The 26,537-nt window shown below is 66.9% G+C and carries 25 protein-coding genes; 9 read left to right on the top strand and 16 right to left on the bottom strand.

Annotated features, from left to right (window positions below):
- Positions 1–54 precede the first annotated feature (54 nt).
- The 12 genes from KF892_11740 to gspG form a co-directional block, all read right to left on the bottom strand.
- Positions 55–1,056, bottom strand: coding sequence for an AAA family ATPase (locus KF892_11740; protein MBX3625679.1), 1,002 nt, complete (start codon positions 1,054–1,056; stop codon positions 55–57).
- 297 nt (positions 1,057–1,353) lie between these two features.
- Positions 1,354–2,568 carry a type II secretion system inner membrane protein GspF gene (gspF, locus tag KF892_11735; GenBank protein MBX3625678.1) on the bottom strand — a complete coding sequence of 405 codons (1,215 nt, stop codon included), beginning with the start codon at positions 2,566–2,568 and terminating at the stop codon, positions 1,354–1,356.
- 16 nt (positions 2,569–2,584) lie between these two features.
- Complete coding sequence (gspE, locus tag KF892_11730) at positions 2,585–4,006, bottom strand: type II secretion system ATPase GspE (protein MBX3625677.1); 1,422 nt, start codon at positions 4,004–4,006, stop codon at positions 2,585–2,587.
- Between the two features lie 15 nt (positions 4,007–4,021).
- Positions 4,022–6,298 (bottom strand): type II secretion system secretin GspD, encoded by a 2,277-nt coding sequence (gene gspD, locus KF892_11725; GenBank protein ID MBX3625676.1) that lies wholly within the window; start codon positions 6,296–6,298, stop codon positions 4,022–4,024.
- Positions 6,299–6,300: 2 nt separating this feature from the next.
- Positions 6,301–7,200 carry a type II secretion system protein N gene (gspN, locus tag KF892_11720; GenBank protein ID MBX3625675.1) on the bottom strand — a complete coding sequence of 300 codons (900 nt, stop codon included), beginning with the start codon at positions 7,198–7,200 and terminating at the stop codon, positions 6,301–6,303.
- The gene (locus KF892_11715) at positions 7,200–7,640 is read right to left on the bottom strand and encodes a type II secretion system protein M (protein ID MBX3625674.1); all 441 of its coding nucleotides are present in this window, start codon (positions 7,638–7,640) and stop codon (positions 7,200–7,202) included. Before KF892_11715 ends, gspN begins: the two co-directional genes overlap by 1 nt.
- A gap of 71 nt (positions 7,641–7,711) precedes the next feature.
- Positions 7,712–8,965, bottom strand: coding sequence for a general secretion pathway protein GspL (locus tag KF892_11710; protein ID MBX3625673.1), 1,254 nt, complete (start codon positions 8,963–8,965; stop codon positions 7,712–7,714).
- Positions 8,966–9,066: 101 nt separating this feature from the next.
- Positions 9,067–10,029, bottom strand: coding sequence for a type II secretion system minor pseudopilin GspK (gene gspK / locus KF892_11705; GenBank protein MBX3625672.1), 963 nt, complete (start codon positions 10,027–10,029; stop codon positions 9,067–9,069).
- Positions 10,026–10,685, bottom strand: coding sequence for a prepilin-type N-terminal cleavage/methylation domain-containing protein (locus KF892_11700; protein ID MBX3625671.1), 660 nt, complete (start codon positions 10,683–10,685; stop codon positions 10,026–10,028). The genes gspK and KF892_11700 overlap by 4 nt, the downstream gene beginning before the upstream one ends.
- On the bottom strand, positions 10,682–11,053 hold the full coding sequence (gspI, locus tag KF892_11695) for a type II secretion system minor pseudopilin GspI (GenBank protein ID MBX3625670.1): 372 nt from the start codon (positions 11,051–11,053) through the stop codon (positions 10,682–10,684). The genes KF892_11700 and gspI overlap by 4 nt, the downstream gene beginning before the upstream one ends.
- Complete coding sequence (locus tag KF892_11690; GenBank protein MBX3625669.1) at positions 11,053–11,586, bottom strand: prepilin-type N-terminal cleavage/methylation domain-containing protein; 534 nt, start codon at positions 11,584–11,586, stop codon at positions 11,053–11,055. Before KF892_11690 ends, gspI begins: the two co-directional genes overlap by 1 nt.
- Positions 11,513–11,953, bottom strand: a complete 441-nt coding sequence (gspG, locus tag KF892_11685) for a type II secretion system major pseudopilin GspG (GenBank protein MBX3625668.1) — start codon at positions 11,951–11,953, stop codon at positions 11,513–11,515. The genes KF892_11690 and gspG overlap by 74 nt, the downstream gene beginning before the upstream one ends.
- Before the next feature lie 3 nt (positions 11,954–11,956).
- Here gspG and KF892_11680 point away from each other — a divergent pair, with 3 nt between their 5' ends.
- Positions 11,957–12,595 (top strand): hypothetical protein, encoded by a 639-nt coding sequence (locus KF892_11680; protein MBX3625667.1) that lies wholly within the window; start codon positions 11,957–11,959, stop codon positions 12,593–12,595.
- 28 nt (positions 12,596–12,623) lie between these two features.
- On the opposite strand, the gene KF892_11675 is transcribed toward KF892_11680, so the two are convergent.
- Both KF892_11675 and ilvA read right to left on the bottom strand, forming a co-directional pair.
- Positions 12,624–13,688 carry a nicotinate-nucleotide--dimethylbenzimidazole phosphoribosyltransferase gene (locus KF892_11675; protein ID MBX3625666.1) on the bottom strand — a complete coding sequence of 355 codons (1,065 nt, stop codon included), beginning with the start codon at positions 13,686–13,688 and terminating at the stop codon, positions 12,624–12,626.
- Between the two features lie 69 nt (positions 13,689–13,757).
- Complete coding sequence (gene ilvA, locus KF892_11670; protein ID MBX3625665.1) at positions 13,758–15,329, bottom strand: threonine ammonia-lyase, biosynthetic; 1,572 nt, start codon at positions 15,327–15,329, stop codon at positions 13,758–13,760.
- A gap of 294 nt (positions 15,330–15,623) precedes the next feature.
- Here ilvA and KF892_11665 point away from each other — a divergent pair, with 294 nt between their 5' ends.
- Positions 15,624–16,046 carry an OsmC family protein gene (locus KF892_11665; GenBank protein MBX3625664.1) on the top strand — a complete coding sequence of 141 codons (423 nt, stop codon included), beginning with the start codon at positions 15,624–15,626 and terminating at the stop codon, positions 16,044–16,046.
- 18 nt (positions 16,047–16,064) lie between these two features.
- Here KF892_11665 and coq7 read toward each other — a convergent pair whose 3' ends face one another.
- Positions 16,065–16,718, bottom strand: coding sequence for a 2-polyprenyl-3-methyl-6-methoxy-1,4-benzoquinone monooxygenase (gene coq7 / locus KF892_11660; GenBank protein MBX3625663.1), 654 nt, complete (start codon positions 16,716–16,718; stop codon positions 16,065–16,067).
- 255 nt (positions 16,719–16,973) lie between these two features.
- Between coq7 and KF892_11655 the strand changes: the two genes are divergently transcribed.
- From KF892_11655 to cyaY, 7 genes are all read left to right on the top strand, one after another.
- Positions 16,974–18,029, top strand: a complete 1,056-nt coding sequence (locus tag KF892_11655) for a porin (protein MBX3625662.1) — start codon at positions 16,974–16,976, stop codon at positions 18,027–18,029.
- A 107-nt stretch (positions 18,030–18,136) separates the two neighbouring features.
- The gene (locus KF892_11650; protein MBX3625661.1) at positions 18,137–19,126 is read left to right on the top strand and encodes an ABC transporter permease; all 990 of its coding nucleotides are present in this window, start codon (positions 18,137–18,139) and stop codon (positions 19,124–19,126) included.
- 20 nt (positions 19,127–19,146) lie between these two features.
- Positions 19,147–20,730, top strand: coding sequence for an ABC transporter substrate-binding protein (locus tag KF892_11645; GenBank protein ID MBX3625660.1), 1,584 nt, complete (start codon positions 19,147–19,149; stop codon positions 20,728–20,730).
- 40 nt (positions 20,731–20,770) lie between these two features.
- On the top strand, positions 20,771–21,676 hold the full coding sequence (locus tag KF892_11640; protein ID MBX3625659.1) for an ABC transporter permease: 906 nt from the start codon (positions 20,771–20,773) through the stop codon (positions 21,674–21,676).
- A gap of 3 nt (positions 21,677–21,679) precedes the next feature.
- Positions 21,680–22,660: an ABC transporter ATP-binding protein gene (locus tag KF892_11635; GenBank protein MBX3625658.1), complete on the top strand. Its 981-nt coding sequence runs from the start codon at positions 21,680–21,682 to the stop codon at positions 22,658–22,660.
- Positions 22,657–23,649 (top strand): ATP-binding cassette domain-containing protein, encoded by a 993-nt coding sequence (locus tag KF892_11630; GenBank protein ID MBX3625657.1) that lies wholly within the window; start codon positions 22,657–22,659, stop codon positions 23,647–23,649. Before KF892_11635 ends, KF892_11630 begins: the two co-directional genes overlap by 4 nt.
- A gap of 212 nt (positions 23,650–23,861) precedes the next feature.
- Complete coding sequence (cyaY, locus tag KF892_11625; GenBank protein ID MBX3625656.1) at positions 23,862–24,224, top strand: iron donor protein CyaY; 363 nt, start codon at positions 23,862–23,864, stop codon at positions 24,222–24,224.
- Positions 24,225–24,244: 20 nt separating this feature from the next.
- Here cyaY and KF892_11620 read toward each other — a convergent pair whose 3' ends face one another.
- Positions 24,245–26,476 carry a penicillin-binding protein 1A gene (locus tag KF892_11620; GenBank protein ID MBX3625655.1) on the bottom strand — a complete coding sequence of 744 codons (2,232 nt, stop codon included), beginning with the start codon at positions 26,474–26,476 and terminating at the stop codon, positions 24,245–24,247.
- Between the last annotated feature and the right edge of the window lie 61 nt (positions 26,477–26,537).

Here is a 26,537-nt window from a genome sequence, read left to right as displayed (position 1 = left end):
AAGCGTTACAGCCCCCTGGAAGAGGGATGGAATGCGGCCCCCTGGAGCAGGGGGTTACTGCACGAATCCGATGCTGGATTTCTTGAAGCCGGCGTCGGGCAGGTCGGCCACGTCGACACGGTCGCGACGCGCGAGTTTGGCGTTGCCGAAGGCGGTCATCCAGGCGCGGCGCATCTCGCGCGGGGCCATCTCGCTCATGCGGTCGAGCACGTCGCTCGCCGGCTCGGGGGCGAAGCGGCTGCCCCAATCGTGGTCGGCGCGGATGCTGCGGTAGAGCTTGGTGGCGATGTGGCGTGCGGCATCGCGATCCGGGGCCTGCACCTCGTAGACGTTCATCCGGTTGAGGATGGGTTCGGGGATGCTGCGGCCGTCGTTGGCGGTGGCCACCCAGATGACCTGGCTCGCATCGATGGGCACCTCGGCAAATTCGTCGGTAAAGCTTCCCGCCGTGTCGTGCTCGAGCAGGCTGTAGAGCGCGCCGAGCGGGTCGTAGGCGTGTTCGCCACCGGCCTTGTCGATCTCGTCGACCACGAGCACGGGGTTGGCGTACTGGCCGTCGACAAGCGTCTCGAACACCTTGCCGGGCCGCGCGCCTTTCCACTGGCTCGACGCGCCCGACAGCACCCAGCCCGCCGTGAGGGAGCTCATCGAGATGAAGCCCATGCCAGTGCCGAGCAGCTTGGAGAGTTCGCGCGCGAAATGCGTCTTGCCGACGCCCGGTGGGCCGAGCAGCAGCAGCGGCGTGATCTCGAGCGCATCGCGGCTGTCTTCGCACAGCGCGATCTGCCGCTTCACATCGTCGAGCACGTCCGAAAAATTGGGCAGGTCGTCGTAGAGGTGGTCCATCGCCGGCAGGCCCGACGGTTTGACCTGAAAGCGCTCAGGCCCCTTCTCCAGCATGCGCTCGTAGGTAGAGCGCAGGTGCTCGTGCTCCTTCTCGGGCAGCTTGTCGAGCTTGCGACCGACTTCGTCGACCCGGTAAAGGCTGCGCATGCGGGCGATCGGGATGCTGCCGCCCCGAGCCGACACGGTGACCAGGTCCTTGGATGCGCTCATACAACCTCCAGAAAACGCAAACCGTCGGTTTTATTGAAGCAAACGACGCTGTCGTCTAGCCATCAATAACAACCCGAATTCCTGCGCAGTTCTTCGCAAACACCGTGCCAACGATCACCGGCGAAGCCAGGCGAGATCGAGCCACGCCCAAGGATCCGGATCCGCCGGTCCTCAGGGCGGCGCCCCTCGGGGGCCGAGCCGGGACGTCGACAGTCCAGTGGACTGTCGGCGCCTGGCGAGGAGCTGGGCCGCTGGCCCAGCGCGGCCTGCAAGGCGGCAGCGAAGCGACTGGAGGCTCTACTTGACCCAGGTGTTGAGCTGAATGATCGGCATCAGCACTGCGAGCACGATCAGCATCACCACCGCCCCCATCACGACGATGAGCAAGGGCTCGAGGATCGTGGCCATCGCCAGCGCGCGGCGTTGCACCTCGGTGCTCGTCTGCGTGGCGGCGCGTTCCAGCATGCGCGGCAGCTGGCCGGTCTGTTCGCCCAGGCGGGCGAACATCGCGATGATCCCGGGGAAGCGCTTCTTGCCGGCGAGCGCAGAGGCGAGCGGCGCGCCTTCACGCACCTGCACCAGTGCATCCATCGCGTCGGCGCGCATCGCACGGTTGGAGAGTGTTTCGGCCGCCGCCTGCAGGGCTTTCAGGATGGGAACGCCGGCACCGGCCAGCATGGCCAACGTGCCGGAGAAGCGCGCCGCGTTGTAGCCGCGCGCCAGCTTGCCGATGAGCGGCACGGTGAGCATCGACGCGTCGAACTGCTCGCGGAACACCTCGTTGCGCAGCATCAGCTTCAGGCCGATGCCGCCGCCGATCAGCGCCAGCAGCATGAACCAGCCGTAGTTGCGCACGAAGGCGCTGATGGCGAGCATCGCCACCGTCAGCGCGGGCAGGGCGCGCTTCGAGTTGGTGAACACCGAGGCCACCTGCGGCACCACATAGGTGACGAGAAAGATCACGATCACGACGGCGATCAGCGACACGATGGCGGGGTACAGCGTGGCGCCGATCAGCTTGGCCTTGAGCTGCTGGCGCCCTTCCAGGTCATCGGCCAGTTTTTCGAGCACGGTGCCGAGCGCGCCACTTTGCTCACCGGCCGCGACCACGCCGCGGTACACGTCATCGAACTCGCGCGGCATGCTGCCGAGCGCGCGCGCAAAGGGCGAGCCACCGTTGACCTCGCTGCGCAGGTGGGCCACGAGCTCACGCTGCTTCGGGTCTTCGGCTTCGTCGCTCAGGGCGGTGAGGGCGCGCTCCAGCGGCAGTCCGGCGCCGACGAGGCCGGCGAGCTGGCGGGTCCAGACCGCGAGGCTGGTCGAGCTGAACACCTTGCGCGAGAGGTTGAGGCCTTTCGTCTGGGTGCCGGCCGAGGCCACCTGCGTGACGTCGAGCGGCACCAGTGCCTGCGCCCGCAGCTGCGAGCGTGCGGCCTTGAGGTTGTCGGCCTCGACCAGGCCGGTCGTCGTCTTGCCGGCGGCGTTGAGCGCTTCGAACTTGTAGGCGGGCACCGAGCCTTACTCCTGCTTATTCCCGTGTGACCCGCATCACTTCTTCCGGCGAGGTGATGCCTTCCATCACCAGCCGCTCGCCGTCTTCACGCATCGAGCGCATGCCGGCGGCTTCGGCCGCCACGAAGATCTGCGATTCGGCCGCACGGCCGTGGATGAGCGCGCGCACCTTCTCGTCGGCGACCATGAGTTCATAGACGCCGGTCCGGCCCTTGTAGCCACTCTGGCCGCATTCGTTGCAGCCCACGGGGTGCCAGCGGCCGCGTGCGTCTTGCTTCTTGCAATGCGGGCACAGCTTGCGCACGAGGCGCTGGGCCAGCACGCCCAGCAGCGACGACGACAACAGGAAGGGCTCGATGCCCATGTCGGTGAGTCGCGTGACGGCGCTGGGCGCGTCGTTCGTGTGCAGCGTGGCCAGCACCAGGTGGCCAGTGAGCGAAGCCTGCACCGCGATCTGCGCGGTCTCGAAGTCGCGGATTTCGCCAATCATGATCACGTCCGGGTCCTGGCGCAGCAGGGCGCGCAGGGCTTTCGCGAAGGTGAGATCGATCTTGGCGTTGACCTGCGTCTGGCCGATGCCGGCGAGTTCGTATTCGACCGGGTCTTCCACCGTCAGCACGTTGGTGGTGCTGGTGTCGATGCGGCCGAGCGAGGCATAAAGGGTGGTGGTCTTGCCCGAGCCGGTGGGGCCGGTCACGAGCACGATGCCGTGCGGCTGCTGCACGAGCTTGTTGAAGCGCTCGAGCGTGTCGCCGCCCATGCCCAGGCCTTCGAGGGTGAACTTGGTCTCGCCCTTGTCGAGCAGACGCAGCACCGCACGCTCGCCATGCGACGAGGGCAGCGTGGACACCCGCACGTCGACCGCACGGCCGCCGATGCGCAGCGAGATGCGGCCGTCTTGCGGCAGGCGCTTCTCGGAGATGTCGAGCTCGGCCATGATCTTCAGGCGCGAGATCAGCGCGGCGTGCAGCGCCTTGTTGGGTTGCACCACTTCGCGCAGTGTGCCGTCGACGCGGAAGCGCACCGAGCTGCTGCGCTCATAGGGCTCGATGTGGATGTCGCTCGCGCCGTCTTTTGCGGCCTGCGTGAGCAGCGCGTTGAGCATGCGGATGATGGGCGCGTCGTTCGCGGCTTCGAGCAGGTCTTCAACCGCGGGCAGGTCCTGCATCATCCGCGAGAGGTCGACCTTGCTCTCGACTTCGCCGATCACCGTGGCCGCGCTCGACTCGCCTCCCGCATAGGCGGCGGCGATGCGGTTGCCCAGCGTGCTGGCCGATTCGCGCTCCAGCTTGTCGATGGAGTACAGCCGCAGCACTTCACTCAGCGCTGGCAGTGAGACGGTCTCGGGCGCCCACAGCACCAGCTGCTCGCCGTCGTCTTCAAGCAGCAGGTTGTGGGCCTTGGCGTAGGCATAGGGGAGGGGATGGCGGGCGCCCATGTGTGTCTCGGCCGATCAGTTCGTGCGCGGCGTGGCCGACGGAGCGGAGGCCCCTGCAGGCGGCGAGACGAGCGGCGGCGGCACCGGTTGGGGCGGCGTCGACGCGGGCGGTGGCGTGGCGGGTGCCGACTCGCGCAGGCGTCGCGACGCTTCGCTGTCCTGCGGCGAGCGCAGCGGCGGCACCACCGGCGCGCCGTTGGGCAGCACGATGCTGTAGCCGGGTTGTGCGTCTTTCTGCGTGGCGCGGATCAGGTCGTAGCGGTCGAGGGAGAAGTTGTTGACGGACGGGCCGTCGCGCATCACCACCGGGCGCAGGAACACCATCAGGTTGGTGCGGCGCTTCTCGCGCGTCTCGCTGCGGAAGAGGGCGCCGATCAAGGGGATGTCGCCCAGCAGCGGCACCTTGTTCTTCGTTTCCTCGAAGCGGTCTTCGATCAGGCCGCCGAGCACGATGATCTGGCCGTCGTCGACGACCACGTTCGACTCGATCGAGCGCTTGTTGGTGGTCGGGCCGGCGTTGGTGGTGCCGGGCGCCACATCGCGGCTGAGGCTCGACGACTCCTGGTAGATCGTCATGCGCACGGTGCCCGTCTCGCCGATCTGCGGCTTGATGCGCAGCGTGATGCCGACGTCCTTGCGCTCGACCGTCTGGAACGGGTTGGTCGTGGCGGTGCCGGTGTTGGTGAACTGGCCGGTGATGAAGGGCACGTTGCTGCCGACGATGATCTTCGCTTCTTCGTTGTCGAGCGTGATCAGGTTCGGCGTGGAGACGATGTTGGTGTTGGTCTGGCTCTGCAGGAAGCGTGCGATGGCGGCGAGGCCATAGGTGCCGGCGAAGTCCTTGATGATGCCGATGTTGAGGCCTTCGCCCAACAGCGAGGCGCTGGCACTGGTGACGGAGCCACCGGCCAGTGCGGCGGTGATGCCGAGCAGGTTGCCGGTGGTGCCGAAGTTCGTGCCGCCGACCACACCGACCTTGTCGCCTTCCTTGCCAGAGAGGCCCTGCCACTGGAAGCCGAAGTCGGCGGCGTTGTTGCCGACCACCTCGACGATCATGCTTTCGATGTAGACCTGCGCGCGGCGCGAGTCGAGCTGGTCGATCACGGCGCGCAGCTGGCGGTACACCGGCTCGGGCGCGGTGATGATGAGCGAGTTGGTGGCCGGGTCGGCCTGGATCATGCCGCCGGTCGAGACCGCCGCTGCAGGGGTGATGGGGCTGGCCGCGGCGGCACTTTGGCCGCCGGTGTTGCCGCCCGCCGCCTGCCCGCCGATCCCCACGTTGGCCGGGGCCTGGGGCTGCGCTGCAGCACCACCGCCGCCGAGGCCGCCTCCGCCGCTGGTGGAGGTGCTGCCGGCGCTGTACGCCGCGCGCAGCACGGTGGCCAGTCGGGTCGCGTCGGCGTTCCTCAGGTAGACGACGTAGATGTTGCCCATCGGGTTGTCGCCCGTGGTCGGCCGGTCGAGCTTCTCGACGATGGCCTTGATGCTGGCCATGCGCGCTGGCGTGGAGGCGCGCACGATCAGCGCATTGCTGCGTGGGTCGACCATCACCGACGAGGTGGCGGCGCCCATGCTGGGCACGCCCGGCGCGCCCGCGGTGGAGCCGCCGTCGCTCAGGCGCTGCACCAGCGTGGCCACGTCGGCCGCCACTGCATGCTTGAGCGTGATGATCTCGACGTCACCGGCGCTCGGTGTGTCCATCGCCGCGATGATCTTCGCGATGCGCGCCAGGTTGTCGGCGTAGTCGGTGATGACGAGCGTGTTGTTGCCGGGGTTGGCGTTGATGGTGTTGTTGGGGCTGATCAGCGGGCGCAGCACCGGCACCAGGTTGTTGGCGTTCTCGTGGCTCAGCTTGAAGATCTGCGTGAGCACCTGGTCGCCCTGGCGCGCCACGCCGCCCACCGAGACGGTGCTCGACTGCAGCTTCGCGTCGGCTTCCGGCACCACCTTGAAGAGACCGCCCGACTCGACCACCGTGAAGCCCAGGCCACGCAGTGCGGCGAGGTAGTTGAGGTAAGCCTCGCGCGGCGACAGTGGCTCTTCGCTGTAGAGCGTGATCGTGCCCTTCACGCGCGGGTCGACGACGAACTGCTGCTTGAGGATCGCCCCCATCGCACGCGACACACCTTCGATCTCGGCGTTCACGAAGTTCAGCGTGACGGGTTCGCCCTTGAAGCGCGATTCGCGCGCTTGCGCGTAGGCCAGCGGCGGCAGGATCGTCGTGCCGAGCAGCACGGCGGCAAGTGCTGCGGCGAGCGGTCGCAGCGACTTGTGGAGGGGTGCATTTTTCATGCTTATCCGATCGAAATGACTGACACGGCGCCGTTGCGCCGGCCGATGATGTTGAGCAGGTTGTTCAGCGCGGATTCATCGGCTTCGGTGGCGGCGCGCGCTTCGCCGCGGAAGCGCACGCCGTTGGGGCCGGCGGTGCCTTCTCCATTGAGTTGCAACGCACCTTCGAGCGTGGACAGGCGCAGTTGCGACGAGCCGCCGGCTGCGCCGATCAGGCTGAAGCGGTAGCTGCCGAGCGGCTCGAGCGTGGACACGCGCGACGAGGCCTGCAGCATGTCGATCTCGGCCGAGCCGTCGACGATCCAGCGGCCCTGCACCAGCTCCATCTTGAGGCCCGAAGACATGAGGCGCAGCGAGCCGCCGAGCTGCAGCGTGTTCCACGGCGTGCCCAGGCCGCCGAGGAAGGCGCCCGGCCACTGGCCGATCCAGTCGGGTTTGGGGGCCAGCTCGACCGACATGCGGCCGAGGCCCGGTTTGAGGAGCACGCTCACGGTGTCGTTGAGGCAACAGGCGTGCCGCGCGCGCAGCTCGAAGCCGAGGCCCTTGAGCCGCAGCGTCCATTCCAGGCGGCCGGGCAGCGAGCTGGCGTCGCGGCTGCCGGGGCCGCCGGTGAGCACGGCGATGGCACTGCCCGACCACACGGTGCCGCGGGCGTCGGAGAGCAACACCCGCTGGCCGGTGGCACTGGCCACGGCGCTGGCGAGCCACGCAGCGGGCGCGAAGAGCACGAGCCCGAAGAGCACGCCCAGCAAGGCGCCGAACACCGCCCAGCGGGTGGCCGCGCTGCGCGACTTTTCCCAGGCGATCTCGGCGTATGACGACTCTTGCCACTGCGTGGGCACGGCGCTCGACGCGAAGCGGCGGCGCAAGCCGCGGCGGGCGGGTTTGCGAACGACGGCCATCAGTTGCCCCCTCCCAGGCTCACCACGAGCGTGCCGGCATAGCCTTGCGGGCCGCGCGTCAGCTGCGCTTCCACGGGGCGGGCCCGTGCGCCGCTGCGGGCTTCGGTCAACCAGGCGCGCAGGGCTTCGCCGGTCACCCCGCTGAGTGTGAGGGTGGCGCGGTCACCCATCACCGCGAGCTTGCCTTTGTCGCCCAGCCGGTCGGTCGCCGACTTCAAGGCCTGTGCGGCCTGCGTGGCAGGCACCGGGGCGGCGCCGCGCAGGTCGCGCGCTTCGGTGGCCATGCGCTGCATGGCCTGCAGTTGCAGGTCGAGCGAGTCGATCTGCGCGGGCGCTTCGCGCAGGGTGCGCAGCGCGGGCGCGACGCCGATCATCCAGACGATGGCGATGCCGATGGCGATGCCGGCGAGCGTGAGGCCCATGCGCTCGCGCGGCGGCATGGCAGCCCAGCGCTGCAGCGCCTCGGTGCGCAAGGCCTGGATCGGGGCGGGAAGTTTGGCGGCGGGGCGGGTCACAGCGGCTTTCCTGCGGCAAGGCCGGCGGGGGCACGGCTCAAGGTGAGGGTGCCGTCGCGGGCATCGACTTGCCAGCCGCGCGGGCGCAGCTGGTTGCGGAACTGCTCGATCTGGTCGGGGTTCCAGCCCGCGGCCGACAGCGTGAGGCGGCCCGGTTCGAAGCGCAGGTTGTCAACGGGCGGGCGGTCGCCCGGCCAGGCATTGGCGGCAGCTTGCAACATGGGCTCGAGGTCGGTTTCGCCGGGAATGCCCGCGGCGGCGCGCAGCGTGTCGGTCTCGCGGCGCATTTGCACCGGAGCATCGAGCACGCCCGAGACGTGCGGGTGGGCCTGCTTCAGCAGCGTGACCATCGCATCGCGCTTGGCCTTCATGGTGCGGCTCTGGTGGCCGGCCCAGAGGTTGAGGCCGATGAGCTGCACCACGACGAGCGTGGCAAGACCGTAGCGGGCCGGCTTCCAGGCTGGCGTGAGGAACTGGCGCCACAGGTCGCGCAGGGCACGCGTGCCGCGGTTCTTGCGGGCGAGGGTGAACTGGCGCAGGTTCCACAGCGAGCGCGAGGCCTGGAGGGCGCGCTGGGGCCAGTCCATCACCGTCATGGGCACGCCGAGCCAGCGTTCGGCGGCGGCGGCGGTGGCCGGCGTCGCGCTCCAGCGGGCGCCTTCGGGCAGCGGGTTGGGCAGCAGCGAGCGGGCGAGCGTGCCCTGCAGGTTCATCTGGGCCACGCCCTCGGGGTGGGCCCAGGTCAGCGTGGCACCTTGGGACGGGTCGCCCAGCTCGGCGAAGTGACCGGAGGGCGGCTCGTCGGGCCACGACATCGGCACGACGCGGTCGATGAAGATGTTGGCCTTTTCCAGCGTGGCCAGCTCGGCGGTCAGCCAGGCGCGGTCGACGACCGCCACCCAGGTGGGCTCGCCGGCGCTGGCGCCCGGCGCCACGGCGATGTGCACGGTGGCAGCTTCTTCGAGCAAGGCGTCTTCGAGCACGCCGACCAGCGCGGCCTGCAAGCGAGCCGCGGGGGCCTTGGGCAGGGTGATGCGGTGCCAGCTCACGTCGGCATCGGCCAGCACGGCGACGGCGCTGGCCGCCTTGGGCACCAGGGCCACGGGGGCGCGGCCCTGGGCCGACGTGGCGAGGCCGTCGGGCGTCAGCACATAGTCGTACTCGGTGCTGAGGCCACCCTCGGGAGCGGGCGCGGCTTCACGGGCCTGCAGGCGCGGGCGCGGTGGGATCTGGACGACGAGCGTGCTCATACAGGGTGCGAGAGTAACGGAATTAAAACTGCACGACCGTACAAACCTACCCGAATCAACAGCTTGCGGCGCTTTGTTGTAGTGATTCCTGCAACTGGCATTCAGCGCTCGCGGTCGGTCGAGTTGATGCGTTCGGTGCTGAGCACCGTGATGGTCCGCGCGTTTCGTTCGATGAGCGAGCGCTGCTCCAGCACACGGTCGTTCAGGCGCAAGCGGCCGCGTACTTCGAAGTAGTTGGTGGCGATGGAGACCCTGCCGATCTTGTCGGCCGCCACGCCGGGCAACTGCGCCAGCAGGTCCTGCTGCTTCTTGAAGGGCGTGCGCTGGCGGTACTGGATCAGGCGCTCGGCGTCGCCGACGTTGAGGCCGGGGATGACCGACGCGATGACTTCCCGCGAGGCCGTGTTGACGTTGATCGGCGTTTCGGTCGGCAGCAGCACGACGTAGGGCTCGAGGCGTTGCAGTGCTTGCGCATCGACACCGAGCCAGGTGAGTTGCGAGATGCGCTTGGGTTGCAGCGGTGGGTTGGCCACCGCTGTGGCGGCGCCGGGCGGCACATAGGCGGCCTTCATGCCGGTCGCGAGCGTGTCGGCCACGCTGACCGCGATGTTGACGTTCTCGCACAGGCGGCGCAGCGCGTTGAGGTCTTCTGCCGAGACTTCGAACTTGGCGTCGATGAGGTTGCGCAGGTTGAAGCGCGCCTGGGCATCGGTGATGGAGCCGGAGAGAAATGCCTCGGGGCCGTCGTCGGCGTTGTTGTCCTTGTCGGAGGCGAGGAAGGTCGAGAGCCGCGCTTCCGCGAGCGGCACCGCCCAGGGCTCGCCGAGGTGGTCGACCTGGCCGGCCGAGGGGCGGGCATCTTCTTTCAGGATGAGCCCTGCCCAGTCGAGCGCGCCGGAGAGGATCCACGCTGATTGCGCCCGCGAGCGCTCGGCCGTCTCGACCTGCACCGCACGCCACTGCTGCCAGACCATCGACACCGCCAGCGTGGCCACGAGGGTCACGATGATCATGGCCAGCAGCAGGGCGGCACCGCGTTGGTGGCGACGGGGGGCGTGTTTCATTGCGGGCCGAGCGCGATGTCGCGCGTGATGCTGCCGGCGAAGCCACTGCCTTCGGCGAAGCTCAGCACCACGCGCAGGGCTTTGAGCGGGTCGGTCTGCACAGGCGCCGATGCCGCGCCGGCGGGCGGAGTGGCGCCGCCGACGGTGTTGTTGCCGGCGCTCGATTGGCAGTTGCTCCAGGCGTTGTCGCGGAAGCAGTAGGCCTGCCACTCCGAGAGGCCGGTGACCGTGCGCAGCTGCCCCGACTCGTTGCCGATGAACTGCTGGCTGGTCATCCATTGATCCTGCAGCGCCTGCGTGGTGGTGACGGGGTTGCCCGCCCATCGCAACCACGTGCCGCCGCGCAGCGACCACACCACCAGCTGCAGGCCGGTCTCGGCGCGGCGGGTGAGGCGCAGCGAGATGCCGTCGAAGGAGGGCATGGGTTGCGGCAGGGCACCGCTGTCCTGCATGGCTTCGAGGTCTTGCTGGAATTGCGCAAGCACGGTGTTGAGCTTGAGCAGCTTTTCCATGCGGTCCTGGCTCGCGTTGCGCGCGTTGACGATGCTGTCGACGCCTTGCCACGCCATCACGGCCAGGATGGCCATGATGAACATCGCGACGAGCACTTCCACCAGCGTGAAGCCGGCTTGCCGTGGGCGCGGTTGTTGCTTCATGACCTGAGCGACCGGCCGAGCACGGTGGACAGCGTGAGGATCGGTTTGCCGTCTTCGGTGAAGATCTGCGCGTCGGCGCGGAGGAAGTTGGGATTGGGCGTGCGCTTCGACACCAGCTTGCCCTTGTAGGACGCGCCCAGTTGTTCGCACTGGAACTCGAACTCGGTGGGAACGGTGAAGAAGGAGCTCAGGCGAAGCTCGGTGAGCTGGTTCTCGGCACACCACTGCGCCGCGGTCACTTCGACGATGTGCTGCGAGTTGTCGGCCAGCGCGCCTGCCGCCTTGATGCCCGCGCCGAGCGTCACCGCGACGATCGCCAGGGCGACCATCACCTCGATCAGGGTGAACCCGGTGTTGTGACGACGCATCATGGTGGGGTGTTGGCGCTGTCGTTGTCGACCACGGCGAACGGGCCGAGGCCATCGGTGGCCAGCGCGAGGCGCTGGTTTTCCAGTCTGAGCACGATGCGTTGCGGCGGAATGAAAGGCTCCGGGCCCAGCGTGATCGCCGTGGCACCGACGATCTCGGCGGAGACGCCGTCGCCCATCCAGTTCGCGGGGAATTCACCGGGGTTGGTGAGCCCCTTGAACTCGAAACCTTCGTTCTGCGCTTCGTGGCGCGGCTCCCAGCGCACCGGGATGCCGGAGGCGCGCGATTCGGCGCGTGCCGATTCCAGCAAGGCCACAAGACGCGCGGCCTCGTTCTCGAGCTGGGTGCTGGCCGGGTCTCGAAGCGAGAGGCTGATGAGGCCGGCGGCGATGGCGATCAGCGAGATCACCACCATCAGTTCGATCAGGGTGAAGCCGCGGGCTCCCCTGATGCCGGCTTTACTGCCAGGAGCCGATCTCGGCGTCCTTGCCTTCGCCGCCGACTTGGCCGTCGGCACCAAAGCTATAGACATCGATCTCGCCTTTCACGCCGGGGTTGGCGTACTGGTACGGACGACCCCAGGGATCGTTCTGGAGCTTGGGGAGGTAAGGCCGCCAGTTGGGAGGCACGGCTCCGGTGGTGGGCTTGGTGACCAGAGCCTGCAGGCCTTGTTCGCCGGTGGGGTAGCGCTGGTTGTCGAGCTTGTAGAGCTTGAGCGCCTGCATGATGTTGCCGACGTCGGTGCGCGCGGCCGTCACGCGCGCATCGTCAGCGCGGTCGAGCACGTTGGGGGCGATGAGCGCTGCCAGCACGCCGATGATCACGAGCACCACCATCAGTTCGATGAGGGTGAAGCCGCGTGCGCGGCGTGGCGTGGATGACGAAGCGGAAGAGTTCATGTCTTGCACGGATGGCTTGCAAACGGGGCGTTGAATCATAATCGTCCGATGATGGCGCGATTGTCAGCTTTCGTGATCTGGGCTTTGGTGGCTGCAGCCCTTGTTTTCTGGGGCATGCGCCTCGTGGTGCGCGCCGACCCGGTGCCGCTGAACGCGGCCGTGGTTGGTGAAAGTACCAGTGCGCGCGGCGACCTCTCACGTCTCTTTGGTGCCGAACCCGTTGCACAAGTTGCAGTGGCGCCGGCCGCCAGCACACGTTTCCGCCTGCTCGGGGTGATGGCGGCAAAACCCGCGGCCGAAGGCATGACGCCCGGTGTGGCGCTGATCTCGATCGATGGCAAGCCGGCGCGGGCCTTCAGCGCCGGTGCTCGCATCGAAGATCAGCTGGTGTTGCAGAACGTGAGCCTGCGCACCGCATCGATCGGGGTGGACAAAGGCCCCACGTCGTTCGTCTTGGAGCTGCCGGCCTTGCCGCCGCCGGCCACCGGCACCTTGCCCCGCGCTGTGATGGACTCGCCTGGCGCAGCGCCCCTTGGGCCACCCATCTCGGTGCCGGGTATTCCCGCGCCGGGCGCGCAGGTGCCACCGCCCGCGACGCCGCGGCCTGCACCGCTGCGCGGCGTGCCCAACAACGCTCGATGAATCCCGGCTCGCGTGGGCGAGCGTTGCGTCAGAGTTTGCCGGGCACCGAATTCGGCATGTCCGCGGGCTGAGACGGTCCCGCGTCTTCGCCTTCCGCCACTTCGGTCAGCAGCGCGGCCGAGCTCAGCAACAGCGGGAACGACAGCGTGGCGCCGGTGCCGTCGGTGCTTTCCATGCCCAGCTCCAGCAAGGCCAGGGATTTGAACAGGCCGAGGGCCACCGTGAGGCCCGGATGGCCATGGCTGCGCGAGAAGACGCAGTATTCGGTGACCGTGGGCGCGATGCGCGCCGCCACCATCAGCGCGGCGCAGGCCGGCATGCCGTCGACCATGATCAGTCGCCGTTTGCTCGAGGCCACGAGCATCACGCCGACCATCATCGCGATCTCGAAACCGCCATACGCGGCCAGCACTTCGACCGGGTCGCTCAGGTCGCGGTGTCGTACCTGGGCGGCCTGAAGGACCATCATCAGCCGGGCCTCGTCTTCCGGCACCATGATCGGCGTGGTGACGAGGTTGTGGATCGGTTCGTTGGCGAGCGCCGACAGCACCAGCGCGGCGCTTTCGTGCGAGCCCACGCCGATGCCGGCGCACGCGATCAGGTTGCCCGTCATCGCGTCGGCGATCTCCATGCCGGCGCGGATCGCCGCATGCGCCTGGTCGAGCGTCATCGCCATGTTGACCCGGCAGTTGCGGGTGCCGTGGGCGATCTTGCGTGACATCAAGCGTGGGTGCGGGGCCACCGTCTCGGCGACACCGCAGTCCACGACGTTGAGGTCCATGCCCTGGATGCGAGCGAACACCGCCACCGGCAACTGCGAACTCAACAGGCCCTGCACCAGCTTCGCCGTGGAGGTCTGGTTGGGCGCTCCAATCCCGTCGACCGCCAGCCCGTGGTCGGAGGCAAACAGCGCGATTTGCGGCGCCCGGAAGCGGGGCTTGAGGGAGTTCTGGATCAGGCCCAGGCGAATCGCCAGCGGCTCGAGTTCGCCGAGCTGGCCGACGGTGTCGCTGCGCCGCTTCAGCTTGTCGCGCAGCGCCCGCTCGAGCAGCGGGTTGGCGGTGGGAGCGATGAGCGATCGGCTGACGGGCATGGCAAGGTCTGCTGGAAAGTCAGTGCGGCCAGAGGGGTTGTGCCGCGATTGTGAGGCTTCAGCCTGGCGCTACCGCAAGAAGAGGCGGTAGGCCGGGTTGTCGGTCTCGTCGACCCACGGGTAGCTCAGCCCTTCCAGGAAATCCTTGAACGCCTTTTTGTCGCCGCGCGGCACCTGGATGCCGACCAGGATGCGGCCGTAGTCCGCGCCCTGGTTGCGGTAGTGGAAAAGGCTGATGTTCCAGCTGGGGTGCATGCTCGAGAGGAATTGCATCAAGGCACCGGGCCGCTCGGGGAAGACGAAGCGGTAGAGGCGCTCGTCGCGCGCGAGTTCACTTCGCCCGCCCACCATGTGGCGCAGGTGCTGCTTGGCCAGCTCGTCGTGCGTGAGGTCGACGGTGGCGAAGCCGTGCTTCGTGAAATTGCGGGTCAGCTTCTCTGACTCACCTCGGTTGCTCGTGGCCAGGCCGACGAACACGTGGGCCTGTTGGTCGTCGGAGATGCGGTAGTTGAACTCGGTGACGCTGCGCGGGCCGATCAGTTCGCAAAAGCGCTTGAAGCTGCCCCGCTCCTCGGGGATCGTGACCGCGAACACGGCTTCGCGCTCCTCGCCCACCTCGGCACGCTCGGCCACGAAGCGCAGGCGGTCGAAGTTCATGTTGGCGCCGCAGGTGATGGCGACGAGCGTCTTGCCTTTCAGCTTGTGCGTCTCGGTGTACTGCTTGATGGCGGCGACACCCAGGGCGCCCGCCGGCTCGAGGATGCTGCGCGTGTCCTGGAAAACGTCCTTGATGGCGGCGCAGACGGCGTCGGTGTCGACGATCACGAAGTCGTCGACCAGGGCCCGGGTGAGGCGGAAGGTCTCCTCGCCTACGAGCTTGACGGCCGTGCCGTCAGAGAAAAGACCGACCTCGGCCAGCTGCACGCGCTTACCAGCCTTGACCGAGCGCACCATGGCGTCGGAGTCGGTGGTCTGCACGCCGATCACCTTGATCTCGGGGCGCACCGACTTGATGTACGCCGCCACGCCGGACACGAGGCCGCCGCCCCCGATGGCGACGAAGACGGCGTCGATCGGTGACTGGAGCTGCCGCAGGATTTCCATCGCGATCGTGCCCTGGCCGGCGATCACGTCGGGGTCGTCGAAGGGGTGGACGAAGGTCAGCTGTTGCTTGCGCTCGAGTTCGAGGGCGTGCAGGTAGGCGTCGGAGTAGCTCTCACCGTGCAGAACCACCTCGCCGCCGAGCGCGCGTACCGCGTCGATCTTGAGCTTGGGTGTGGTCACCGGCATCACGATCAAGGCCTTGCAGCCCAGGCGATGGGCGCCGAGTGCCACCCCTTGTGCGTGGTTGCCGGCCGATGCGCAGATCACGCCCCGCTTGAGCTGGGCTGCACTCAGGCCCGACATCTTGTTGTAGGCCCCCCGAAGCTTGAAGCTGAAGACGGGTTGCGTGTCTTCCCGCTTCAGCCACACCTGGTTGCCCAGGCGGCGCGAAAGATTCTTCGCCGGCTCGAGCGCGGATTCGATGGCGACGTCGTAGACGCGCGCGGTCAGGATCTTCTGCAGGTAGCCGGCCAGACCGATGTCGTCCCTGGGCGCCTTGCCTCGGCGTTTGGGCGTTGTGCGAAGGGGGCCGGTCATGGCTGCTCCTGGAGATGCGGCGGGAACAAAAGGGCGCCGGATCATAAGGCAGGGGCTGAGGGCACCCGTGACCCAGAAAAAAGCCCAAGGCATTGCTGCCTTGGGCTGAATCCACCAATGGAGGAGGTGGAGGAGACAAACGGTGATGTGCGCCTTGCGGTACAGCGTTCACATCGATGGACAAGAGTGTACTCGTGCGCATGTTGCGCCGCAATAAATTTTGTCCACCCAAACGGGTGAAGCAAGGCGCCGCACAATCTGCGGCTTCGACGTTTGAGAGCAGCAGGATTCAGCATGGAATGCACGATCAATTGGGTGTCCTCCGGTGGCATGACCTTCATGGCCGAAACCGGCAGTGGCCATGTGCTGACGATGGACGGCGCGCCCGAGGGTGGCGGTCGTAACCTGGCGCCGCGGCCGATGGAGACGGTGCTGGCGGGAACGGGCGCATGCGCCGCCTATGACGTCGTGCTGATCCTCAAGCGCGGCCGTCACGACGTGCGCGGCTGCCAGGCCAAGCTGACCTCCGAGCGCGCCCAGACCGACCCCAAGGTGTTCACGCGCATCAACATGCATTTCGTGATCTCGGGGAAGGCCCTGTCCGACCAAGCGGTGCAGCGCGCCATCCAGATGTCACACGAGAAGTACTGTTCGGCGAGTGCCATGTTGGCCAAGACGGCCGACATCACCACCAGCTACGAGATCGTCGAGGCCTGAGCCGCCGATCAGAGGCGATCAGAGGTAATGCGCGGTGGTCGTCATGACCTTGGCGGCCGCGCGCATTGCCCACCGGACGGAGGCGGGAAGCTGCGTCGCACCGGCTTGCTGGGCCTGGGCGCCGTGCTGGGCCTCGTCGACCTTCATTTGTTCGACGATCGCACGCGAGGCGGTGTCTGCTGGGGGCAGACGGTCGAGGTGAGACGCGAGGTGCTGCTCGACCTGGGCTTCTGTTTCGACCACGAAGCCGAGGCTGGTGGCGTCGCCGATGCGTCCGGCGATGAGTCCGATGCCGAAGGCGCCTGCGTACCACAAGGGGTTGAACACGCTCGGGCGGGCGTGGAGTTCACGCAGGCGCTGTTGGGTCCACGCGAGGTGATCGGTTTCTTCGCGCGCGGCCTGGCGAAAACTCTCGCGCAGCCCTGGGTTGCGGGTGGCCACCAGTTGGGCGTTGTAGAGGGCCTGTGCGCAAATCTCTCCCACGTGATTCACCCGCATCAGTGACGCCGACAGCTTCGCTTCATCTGAGCTCAAGGCCTGAGGGTTTTCCTTGGGGGCTGGTGTGGGCCTTGCTGCCGTGTGAGCGCCTGAGAGCGTTCGCAATGCGTTGTCGGCTGCGTTGATCCAGTCGTCGATCGGAGAGCGAGGGCGTGCGGTCTGTGTACGCGTCATGCCCCCGAGATTACCCTAGGCGAAGAGCCGCATTTCGAGCGCTTTTTTGACGTGGATTCATGGGTGATTCCATGGTGTTCGCAGGCTCATTTTTCTCGTTGTGCGCGGACAACATTTGCGCCTGATTTGCGGTTGTCACGCTTTGCAGCGAATGGGCCCTCTGGTGGAATACGCCAACTTCCGCTGAGGAGTTCGGCCCGGTGCACCCAAGGGGGAGACCGGGACCACTTGTGTTCAACCTAGGAGATAGTCGCAATGAAAAAATCTCTTCTCGCTCTCGCACTGCTGGGCGCATACGCCGCTGGCGCATACGCACAGTCGTCGGTGACGATTTACGGCATCATCGACGAAAGCGTCGCCAAGGGTAATGGTGGTACTGCCGGCGGTGCATTGGCTAATTGGGGCACAGGCCCCACCAGCAAGGCATGGCAAGTGCGCGACGGTGGCCCTGGCTCGCGTCTGGGTTTCCGCGGCAATGAAGATCTGGGCGGTGGCCTGTCGGCTCAGTTCCTCATTGAGCATCGCTTTTCTCCCGATACGGGTGCTCAGAACGGCACGCCATTCTGGATGGGTGGTTCGTATGTCCAGCTGACCAGCAGCATGGTCGGCAGCGTGTACATGGGCCGTTGGTACTCGCCGGCATTCTGGGTCAGCTTGAAGACCGACCCGTTCGGTTACGGTGGTATTGCGCAGGTCGGCGCTTTGACCTTTGCGAACTTCAGCACGCCGTCGGCTGTGGGGCTGGGTGCTCGCACGACCAACACCGTCGGCTACAAAACCCCGAATTGGGGCGGCTTTACCGCCAACGTGGCCGTCGGCCTCGGCGAGGGTGGCACGGCTGGTCGGGACACTGGTGTCAACGTTGAATTCACCTCTGGCCCAATCTACGCTGGTTTGGCCTACGAGAAGGTCGATGGCGGCACCCCGACGTTCTCTGCCACGACGGGTGCCGTTGATGGCAACTCGCTGATCGTCGCCGGCTTTGCCTACAACTTCGGCTTCATCCGTCCGATGATTTCGTATGCGACCAGCGAAACGCGTACCAATAGCCTCGTCGATACCGATGCCCTGTCGATCGGCCTGACGGCTCCGGCTGGCCCCGGCCTGATCAAGGCGCACTACACGATGCGCAACACCGATGCCGCTCCGCTGGCTGGCGTCCCTGCTGACGTGAAGCTGAAGAAGATCGGCATTGGTTATGACTACTTCCTGAGCAAGCGTACGAAGGTCTATGCCGACTACGCTCAGTTCAAGGAGACCGGTCAGACCAACAACAGCGCTTTCGCGCTGGGTGTGCGTCACGACTTCTGATTCAAGTTCCTGCGTCCTTGACGCGGGATTGATTCTCAAGGCCACCTTCGGGTGGCCTTTTTATTGCCTGCGTACACAGCTCGCCGTCCCGCTGTACAAACCCCGAGATGCTCGTCTTCATCCTCCGCCGACTGGCCCAAGCCATCGCCGTCATGCTGACGGTGGCCTTCATGGCCTTCATGCTGTTCCAGTACGTGGGCGACCCAGTCACTCACCTGCTCGGGCAAGACGCCACGCCGGCCCAGCGCGAGCAGCTTCGTGCAGATCTGGGGCTGAACCAGCCGTTTCCCGTCCAGTTCGCACATTTCGTCGGCAACGCGGTGCAGGGTGAATTCGGGCTGAGCCTGCGCCAGGGGCAGAAGGTGTCGCGTCTCTTGATCGAACGTTTCCCGGCGACGCTCGAGCTCGCCGTCGTGGCCGCGCTGATGGCCCTGCTGGTGGGTGTGCCGATGGGCGTCTACGCGGCGCTGAAACGCGGCTCGGTGGTGTCTCAGATGCTGATGACGGTCTCCTTGCTCGGCGTGTCCTTGCCCACCTTCCTGATCGGCATCGTGCTGATCCTTGTCTTCGCGGTGCAACTCCAGTGGCTCCCGAGTTTCGGCCGCGGAGAGGTGGTGTCGCTGGGCCCTTGGACGACCGGCTTGGCCACGCTCGATGGGTGGAAGCATCTTGTGTTGCCGGCGATCACGCTGGCGATGTTCCAGCTCACGCTAATCATGCGGCTCGTGCGTGCCGAGATGTTGGAAGTGCTGCGCACGGATTTCATCCGCTTCGCGCGTGCGCGTGGCCTGCCCGACAGAGTGGTGTACTTCGGCCACGCCCTGAAGAACACGCTCGTGCCCGTCATCACGATCACGGGTTTGCAGCTGGGCTCGCTGATTGCCTTTTCCATCATCACCGAGCAGGTGTTCCAATGGCCTGGGATGGGCTTGCTCTTCATCCAGGCGGTCGCGTTTGCAGATGTGCCGGTGATGGCGGCGTACCTGTGCCTGATCGCACTGGTCTTCGTCTGCATCAACCTGGTGGTGGACTTGCTCTACTTCGCGGTGGACCCGCGGCTGCGCATCGAAAGCCCAGCCACCGGGCGCGCTGCGTAGCTGGCCTCGGAGGACGCACGATGAAGACCTGTCACCTCGTCTCGATGGCACTGGGCCTGGCGCTGGCGGCCGGCGCCGCACAGGCCGTGACTTTGCGCGTGGCCAACCAGGGCGATGCGATGTCGATGGATCCGCACTCGCTCAACGAGTCGCTGCAGCTCACGTTCACCGGCAACGTGTACGAGCCGCTGGTCGCGCGCGACAAGCAGCTGGGCCTCACCCCCGGGCTGGCAACGAGGTGGTCGCAGCCCAGGCCGAACGTCTGGCGCTTCGAGCTGCGGCGCGGCGTGAAATTCCACGACGGCACGCCGTTCACCGCGGACGACGTCGTTTTCTCCTTCAACCGGGCGGCCGGTGCGGGCTCCGACATGCAGGGCTACACCAACACCTTCAAGGAGGTGCGCAAGCTCGACGATCACACGGTGGAAGTGGAGACGCTCACGCCGTTTCCGATCCTGCCGGATGTGCTCACGCAGGTGTATGTGATGAGCCGGAAGTGGTGCGAGGAGAACAAGGCGCTCGCTCCGGTCGACCGACGAAAAGGCATCGAGAACGCCGCGAGCTTCAAGGCCAATGGCACGGGGCCTTACAGGTTGAAGGAGCGCCAGCCCGGTTCGCGAACGGTGCTGGTGCGCCACGGCGCCTACTGGGACAAGGTCGAAGGCAACGTGACCGAGGTGATCTTCACCCCGATCGGCAACGCCGCCACGCGCGTGGCGGCTCTGCTGTCGGGCGAAGTCGACGTGATCGAGCCGGTGCCGCTGCAGGACGTCGAGCGCATCAAGGCCTCGCCCACCCTCAAGGTGATGCAAGGCCCCGAGCTGCGCACCATCTTCCTCGGCATGGACCAGAAGCGCGACGAGCTGCTCTTTTCCAACGTCAAGGGCAAGAACCCGTTCAAAGACAAGCGCGTCCGCCAGGCCTTCTACCAGGCCATCGACATCGAGACGATCAAGAGCCGGGTGATGCGCGGCGCGGCCTTGCCGATGGGGCTGATGGTGGGGCCGGGCATCCGTGGCTTCTCATCTGACCAGAACAAGCGCCTGCCCTATGACCCCGAGGCGTCGAGGAAGCTGCTGGCCGAAGCCGGCTACCCGAGCGGCTTCGAAGTCGCGCTCAACTGCCCCAACGACCGCTACGTCAACGATGCCGACATCTGCCAGGCGGTGGCGGCCAACCTGGCGCGCGTTGGCGTGAAGGTGAACCTGCAGACTGAGACCAAGGTCACCTACTTCCCGAAGATCCTTCGCCGCGACACGAGCTTCTACCTGCTGGGGTGGACGCCGAGCACCTACGACGCGCACAACGCGCTCTCGGCGCTGATGGCCACGCCGACCGAGAAGGGCCAGGGCCAGTTCAACCTCGGCGCCTACAGCAACGCGAAGGTCGACGAACTCACGCTCAGGATCCAGAGCGAAACCGATCAGGCCAAACGCAACGCGATGATCAAGGAGGCGTTCGATGCGCACGCCGCCGACATCGGCCACCTGCCCCTGCACCAGCAGTCGCTGGCCTGGGCGATGAAGAAGAGCGTGACCCTCGTGCAGCTGGCTGACAACTTCATGCCGTACAAGTGGGTGACCCTGAGCGAGAAGGCCAGATGACCCAGGACGCCCACATGAGCGAGCAGGCCACGTGAGCGCCGTGGTCACGGGGCGCTTCTTCGACAGCGACGTCTGGCACAGCTTCAAGCGTTCGCCGTCGGCGATCGTGTCGGCGGGCGTCGCGCTGGTGTGTGTCTTCTGCGCGGTGTTTGCCGGCTGGGTGGCGCCGCACAACCCGATGGACCTGGCCACGCTGGAGCTGGCCGATGCCTTGCTGCCACCGGCATGGCTCGCCGAAGGAAAGGTGCGCTATCTCCTGGGCACCGACGCCCAGGGCCGCGACATCCTCTCAGCCTTGATGTACGGCACCCGCATCTCGCTGATGGTGGGTGTGGCCTCGGTGATCGTGTCCATGCTGATTGGCGTGGCGCTCGGGCTGATCGCAGGCTATGCCGGCGGCAAGACCGATGCGCTCATCATGCGGGTGTGCGACGTGATGCTGTCTTTCCCTGCCATTCTGGTGGCCTTGCTGGTCGACGGTGTCGGGCGCGCGATCTTTCCGGCCGCACACGACAGTCTCGCCTTCGCCGTGCTCATCGTCGCCATCTCGCTGACCGGCTGGGTGCAATACGCGCGCACGGTGCGGGGCTCCACGCTCGTCGAGCGGAACAAGGAATACGTGCAGGCGGCCCGCGTGATCGGCGTGCCGCCGCTGCGGCTGATGCGCCGGCACGTGCTGCCCAACGTGCTCGGGCCGGTGACCGTGCTGGCCACGATCCAGGTGGCCACTGCCATCTTGATCGAGGCGACGCTTTCCTTCCTGGGCGTGGGCATGCCCGTCACCTCGCCCTCGCTCGGCACCTTGATCCGCGTGGGCAACGACTTCCTGATGTCGGGCGAGTGGTGGATCACGATCTTCCCGGGCGCGGTGCTGGTGCTGATCGCCCTGAGCATCAACCTTCTCGGCGACTGGCTACGCGATGCGCTCAACCCCCGCCTGCGCTGACGAATGAATTCACCTGCATTGCTTGAAGTCGATCGCCTGCGCGTGGAGTTCCCCTCGCGGCGCGGCACCCTGGTGGCGCTCGACGAGGTGTCGTTCAGCATCGCGCCGGGCGAAGTGCTCGGCGTGGTGGGCGAGTCGGGTGCGGGCAAGTCGCTGACGGGCGCGGCCATCATCGGGCTGATCGAGCCGCCCGGGCGCATCGCGGGTGGTGAGATCCGCTTCGACGGTCGGCGGATCGACAAGCTGCCGCACGATGAGATGCGCAAGCTGCGCGGCCGCCACATCGGCGCCATCTTCCAGGACCCGCTCACCTCGCTCAACCCGCTCTACACCGTGGGGCGCCAGCTCACCGAGACCATCCGTGTGCACCTGCCGATGAGCGAAGCCCAGGCCCGGCAGCGGGCGATCGCGCTGCTGCACGAGACCGGCATCCCGGCGCCGGAGCAGCGCTTCGATCACTACCCACATCAGTTTTCCGGTGGCATGCGGCAGCGTGTGGTGATTGCCCTGGCGCTGGCCGCGCAGCCGCGCCTCGTGGTGGCCGACGAGCCGACGACGGCGCTCGACGTCTCGGTGCAGGCGCAGGTGATCGCGTTGCTCAAGCGTGTGTGCAACGAGCATGGTGCGGCCGTCATGCTCATCACGCACGACATGGGCGTGATCGCCGAGACCTGCGACCGTGTGGCCGTGATGTACGCCGGCCGCGTGGTCGAACTTGGGCCGGTGCAGTCGGTCATCCACGAGCCGGCGCACCCGTACACGGCGGGGCTGATGGGGGCGATCCCGGCGCTCGACCACGACCGCGACCGGCTGCTGCAGATCGACGGCGCCATGCCTCGGCTCGATGCGGTGCCGTCGGGGTGTGCGTTTCACCCGCGCTGCCCGCAGGCGATGCCGCGTTGTCGCGTGGAGCGGCCGGTGATGTTCGCGGCAGGCCGGGCGCAGGCCGGGTGCTGGTTGCATGATCGGAGCGAAGCCACATGAGCGCGCTGGTCGAAACCCGACATCTGAGCAAACGCTTCGACGTCTCGCGGCCGTGGTTGAACCGGGTGATCGAAGGCCGTGAGCGCCAATGGGTGCACGCGGTCGACGACGTGAGCTTCTCCATCGAGCGGGGCCGCACGCTGGCGCTCGTCGGCGAGTCGGGCTGTGGCAAGAGCACCGTGGCGCGCTTGCTCGTGGGGCTGCACCGCCCGACCGCGGGCGAAGTGCTGTTCGACGGGCAGGACATCGCGCATACGCTCGCAGGGCGGCAAGCGCTGTCGTTGCGTCGCCGCATGCAGATGATCTTCCAGGATCCCTACGCGAGCCTCAACCCGCGTTGGACGGTGCGCGACATCGTCGCCGAGGCCCTGACGGAACATCGTCTCGTGTCGGGCCGGCACGAGCTCGACGAACGCGTGGCACAGCTCTTGGGCTCGGTCGGCCTAGTCGCGAACGACATGCGCAAGTACCCGCACCAGTTTTCGGGCGGGCAACGCCAGCGGGTGTCGATCGCGCGCGCGCTGGCCACGCAGCCCGAGTTCCTGGTGTGCGATGAGCCGACCTCGGCGCTCGACGTGTCGGTGCAGGCCCAGGTGCTCAACCTGATGAAGGACCTGCAGCAACTGCACGGCCTCACCTACCTCTTCATCTCGCACAACCTCGCGGTGGTGCGGCACGTGAGCGACACGGTCGGCGTGATGTACCTCGGGCGTCTGGTCGAAGTCGCGGAGAAGTCGAGGATCTTCAGCGCCCCTCGTCACCCGTACACCCGCATGCTGATCGATGCGATTCCCGACATCGGCATGACGGGCCGGGCGCGCACGCCGGTGCAGGGCGAGGTGCCCAACCCGCTGGCGCCACCGGCCGGGTGTTCATTCCACCCGCGCTGCCCACATGCGAACGAGCGCTGCCGGGTGGAGCGCCCGGCGCTGCAGCGCCTGAACGGCATCCAGGTGGCCTGCCACGCGGTCGAGGAAGGCCGGCTTTAAAACCCGCTCAGCGAGGTGCCGACGCGGCCGGTGCACTGGCCGCTGCGGCAGCCGGTGCCGTCGGCAGGGTGAGCGGGCCTTTCTGGCCGCAGGCCGACAGGAGGAGCAGCCCCACCAATGGGCCTACTGCGAGCCGACCGATTGCGAACCGGCCGATGGCACGCGCCGCTAAACTGATCCGCCTGACCGCCATGCGCTGACTCCTTGTGATCATGACCGTAGAACTTGTGCCCACCCCGCTCACCGATGCCCAGTTCCATGCGCTGGCGGGGGCGGTGCTGTCGTCGATCGAATCCACGGTCGATGCATGGCTGCAAGACGACGTGGTCGACATCGACACCCATCGTACCGGCGGCCTGCTCGAGTTGAGCTTGCCCAACGGCAGCAAGCTCATCGTCAACACCCAGCCGCCGCTGCACGAGCTGTGGCTGGCGGCCCGATCGGGCGGCTACCACTTCAAGCATGTGAACGGCCAGTGGCTTGACTCGCGCGAGGGCCATGAGTTTTTCGCCCTGCTGTCGGCGTGCGCCAGCGAGCAGGCCGGTGTGGCGCTCAAGTTCGCGCCGCCAGCCTGAACCGGCCTCTGCGCTGAAGGTCAGCGCTTGAAGAGATCGAGGATGCTTTTCTTCTCTTCCTCGGTCGGCGCTGTTGGAAGCTTGTCGTCGAGGCCGAGGCTGCTCACGCCCTTGCCGTGCGTGAACTCGTCGTAGTACCACTCGCCACCCAGGTTGACCACGCCCTCGGGCGCTGACGCCTCCTCGACCGGCGCGCCCTTCAGGGCCTCTTTCATGTAGTCGACCCACACCGGCAGCGACAAGCCGCCACCGGTTTCGCGGTCGCCCAGCTTGCGCGGGGTGTCGTAGCCGATCCAGACCACCGCCACCACGCTGCGCTGGTAGCCGGCGAACCAGGCGTCCATCGAATCGTTGGTGGTGCCGGTCTTGCCGTAGATGTCGGGGCGCTTCAGCGTGCCTTGCGCCCGCGCGGCGGTGCCCGAGCGTGTGACCTCCTGAAGCAGGCTCGTCATCACGAAGGCGTTGCGGGCGTCGATCGTGCGGGTGCTGTCGTCGCGGGCCTGGGGCTGGGCTTCGTTGAGCGTGCGGCCTTTGTTGTCGGTGATCTTGCTGATCAGGTAGGGGTTGAGCCGGTAGCCGCCGTTGGCGAACACGCCATAGGCCGTGGCCATCTGCAGTGGCGTCACCGAGCCGGCGCCGAGCGCCATCGTCAGGTAGGCGGGGTGCTTCTCGGGCTCGAAGCCGAAGCGGGTCACCCACTCCTGCGCGTAGGCCGGGGTGATGGACTGCAGGATGCGGATCGACACCATGTTCTTCGACTTGGCCAAGCCGCGGCGCATCGACATCGGGCCGTCGAAGCTGCCGTCGTAGTTCTTTGGCTCCCAGGGCTGGCTGCCCGTCGTCACAGCATCGAAGAAAAGCGGGGCGTCGTTGACCACCGTGGCGGGAGTGAACCCCTTCTCCAGCGCGGCCGAGTAGATGAAGGGCTTGAAGCTGGAGCCGGGCTGGCGCCACGCCTGGATCACATGGTTGAACTTGTTCTTGGCGTAGTCGAAGCCGCCGACCATCGCACGCACCGCGCCCGTGCGAGGGTCGAGCGACACGAAAGCGCCTTCGACCTCCGGTAACTGCGTGACCGACCAGTCGCCCTTGGGGCCCTTCACCAGGCGGATCACCGCACCGCGGCGGATCTGCGTCTTGGGGTTGCCCTTCTCCGCGAGGCCGGAGGTGACGGGTTTCAGGCCCTCGCCCGTGACGGTGATCGTCTCGCCGTTCTGCAGCACCGCGACCACCTTGCGGGGGCCGGCTTCCAGCGCGACGCCGGCTCGTAGCTCGTCGTTGTCGGGGTGGTCATCGAGCGCTTCGGCGACGCGTGCGTCGATGTCCTTGGCGTCACCGGGCAGGTTCACGTAGGCCTCGGGGCCGCGGTAGACCTGGCGTCGCTCGTAGTCGAGGATGCCCTTGCGCAGCGCGCGGTAGGCGGCCACCTGCTCGGCGGCGTTGATCGTGAGGTGGACGTTGAGCCCGCGGGTGTAGGCCTCGTCGCCGTATTGGCTGAAGATCATCTGACGGGCGGCTTCCGCCACGTACTCCGCGTGCACGGCCACCTCGGACGGCGCGCGGTAGCGCAAGGTCTGGTTGCGCGCGGCGTCATGCTGCTCGGGCGTGATGAAGCCGTTTTCCAGCATGCGGTCGATGATGTACTGCTGGCGAACGGTGGCCCGGCGGGGGTTGGTGATCGGGTTGTAGGCCGATGGCGCCTTGGGCAGGCCGGCGAGCATGGCCGCTTCGGCGACGGTGATGTCCTTCAGTGGCTTGCCGAAATAGATCTCGCTGGCGGCGGCGAAGCCGTAGGCCCGCTGGCCGAGGAAGATCTGGTTCATGTAGACCTCGAGGATCTGCTCCTTCGTCAACAGGCTTTCGATCTTCAGTGCCAGCAGCACCTCGTAAATCTTGCGGGTGAAGGTCTTCTCGGTTGACAGGTAAAAGTTGCGGGCCACCTGCATCGTGATGGTCGATGCGCCCTGGCTGCGAGATTCGGCGAACTGCGCCAGCGCCGCGCGCAGCACACCTTTGTAGTCGACGCCGCTGTGCTGATAGAAGCGTGCGTCTTCGATGGCCAGAACCGCGTGCTGCATCACCTTGGGCACCTGGGCGATGGGCGTGAAGTTGCGCCGCTCTTCGCCAAACTCGCCGAGCAACACGCCATCCGATGTGTACACACGCATCGGCAATTTGGGGCGGTAATCCACCAGCCCGCTGATCTCGGGCAGGTTCGGGTAAGCCACGGCCAGCGCCAGGCCCACCAGCATCAGCCCCATCAGCGCCAGAGCGGCCAGCCCCCCCATCGACCAGGCCGCCACTTTGGCCAAC

Origin of the sequence: Rhizobacter sp. (assembly GCA_019635355.1) — a bacterium.
Lineage (GTDB): Bacteria > Pseudomonadota > Gammaproteobacteria > Burkholderiales > Burkholderiaceae_C > Rhizobacter.
This window is presented reverse-complemented; position numbering and strand designations above follow the sequence as displayed.

Excerpts from the sequence above, each read along its gene's own strand:
- KF892_11740 (MBX3625679.1), bottom strand. The coding sequence starts at position 1,056 with ATGAGCGCATCCAAGGACCTGGTCACCGTGTCGGCTCGGGGCGGCAGC.
- gspE (MBX3625677.1), bottom strand. The coding sequence starts at position 4,006 with ATGGGCGCCCGCCATCCCCTCCCCTATGCCTACGCCAAGGCCCACAAC.
- gspD (MBX3625676.1), bottom strand. The coding sequence starts at position 6,298 with ATGAAAAATGCACCCCTCCACAAGTCGCTGCGACCGCTCGCCGCAGCA.
- gspN (MBX3625675.1), bottom strand. The coding sequence starts at position 7,200 with ATGGCCGTCGTTCGCAAACCCGCCCGCCGCGGCTTGCGCCGCCGCTTC.
- KF892_11715 (MBX3625674.1), bottom strand. The coding sequence starts at position 7,640 with ATGCCGCCGCGCGAGCGCATGGGCCTCACGCTCGCCGGCATCGCCATC.
- KF892_11710 (MBX3625673.1), bottom strand. The coding sequence starts at position 8,965 with ATGAGCACGCTCGTCGTCCAGATCCCACCGCGCCCGCGCCTGCAGGCC.
- gspK (MBX3625672.1), bottom strand. The coding sequence starts at position 10,029 with ATGAAACACGCCCCCCGTCGCCACCAACGCGGTGCCGCCCTGCTGCTG.
- KF892_11700 (MBX3625671.1), bottom strand. The coding sequence starts at position 10,685 with ATGAAGCAACAACCGCGCCCACGGCAAGCCGGCTTCACGCTGGTGGAA.
- gspI (MBX3625670.1), bottom strand. The coding sequence starts at position 11,053 with ATGCGTCGTCACAACACCGGGTTCACCCTGATCGAGGTGATGGTCGCC.
- KF892_11690 (MBX3625669.1), bottom strand. The coding sequence starts at position 11,586 with ATGTCTATAGCTTTGGTGCCGACGGCCAAGTCGGCGGCGAAGGCAAGG.
- gspG (MBX3625668.1), bottom strand. The coding sequence starts at position 11,953 with ATGAACTCTTCCGCTTCGTCATCCACGCCACGCCGCGCACGCGGCTTC.
- KF892_11675 (MBX3625666.1), bottom strand. The coding sequence starts at position 13,688 with ATGCCCGTCAGCCGATCGCTCATCGCTCCCACCGCCAACCCGCTGCTC.
- ilvA (MBX3625665.1), bottom strand. The coding sequence starts at position 15,329 with ATGACCGGCCCCCTTCGCACAACGCCCAAACGCCGAGGCAAGGCGCCC.
- KF892_11665 (MBX3625664.1), top strand. The coding sequence starts at position 15,624 with ATGGAATGCACGATCAATTGGGTGTCCTCCGGTGGCATGACCTTCATG.
- coq7 (MBX3625663.1), bottom strand. The coding sequence starts at position 16,718 with ATGACGCGTACACAGACCGCACGCCCTCGCTCTCCGATCGACGACTGG.
- KF892_11655 (MBX3625662.1), top strand. The coding sequence starts at position 16,974 with ATGAAAAAATCTCTTCTCGCTCTCGCACTGCTGGGCGCATACGCCGCT.
- KF892_11650 (MBX3625661.1), top strand. The coding sequence starts at position 18,137 with ATGCTCGTCTTCATCCTCCGCCGACTGGCCCAAGCCATCGCCGTCATG.
- KF892_11645 (MBX3625660.1), top strand. The coding sequence starts at position 19,147 with ATGAAGACCTGTCACCTCGTCTCGATGGCACTGGGCCTGGCGCTGGCG.
- KF892_11635 (MBX3625658.1), top strand. The coding sequence starts at position 21,680 with ATGAATTCACCTGCATTGCTTGAAGTCGATCGCCTGCGCGTGGAGTTC.
- KF892_11630 (MBX3625657.1), top strand. The coding sequence starts at position 22,657 with ATGAGCGCGCTGGTCGAAACCCGACATCTGAGCAAACGCTTCGACGTC.
- cyaY (MBX3625656.1), top strand. The coding sequence starts at position 23,862 with ATGACCGTAGAACTTGTGCCCACCCCGCTCACCGATGCCCAGTTCCAT.
- KF892_11620 (MBX3625655.1), bottom strand. The coding sequence starts at position 26,476 with ATGCTGGTGGGCCTGGCGCTGGCCGTGGCTTACCCGAACCTGCCCGAG.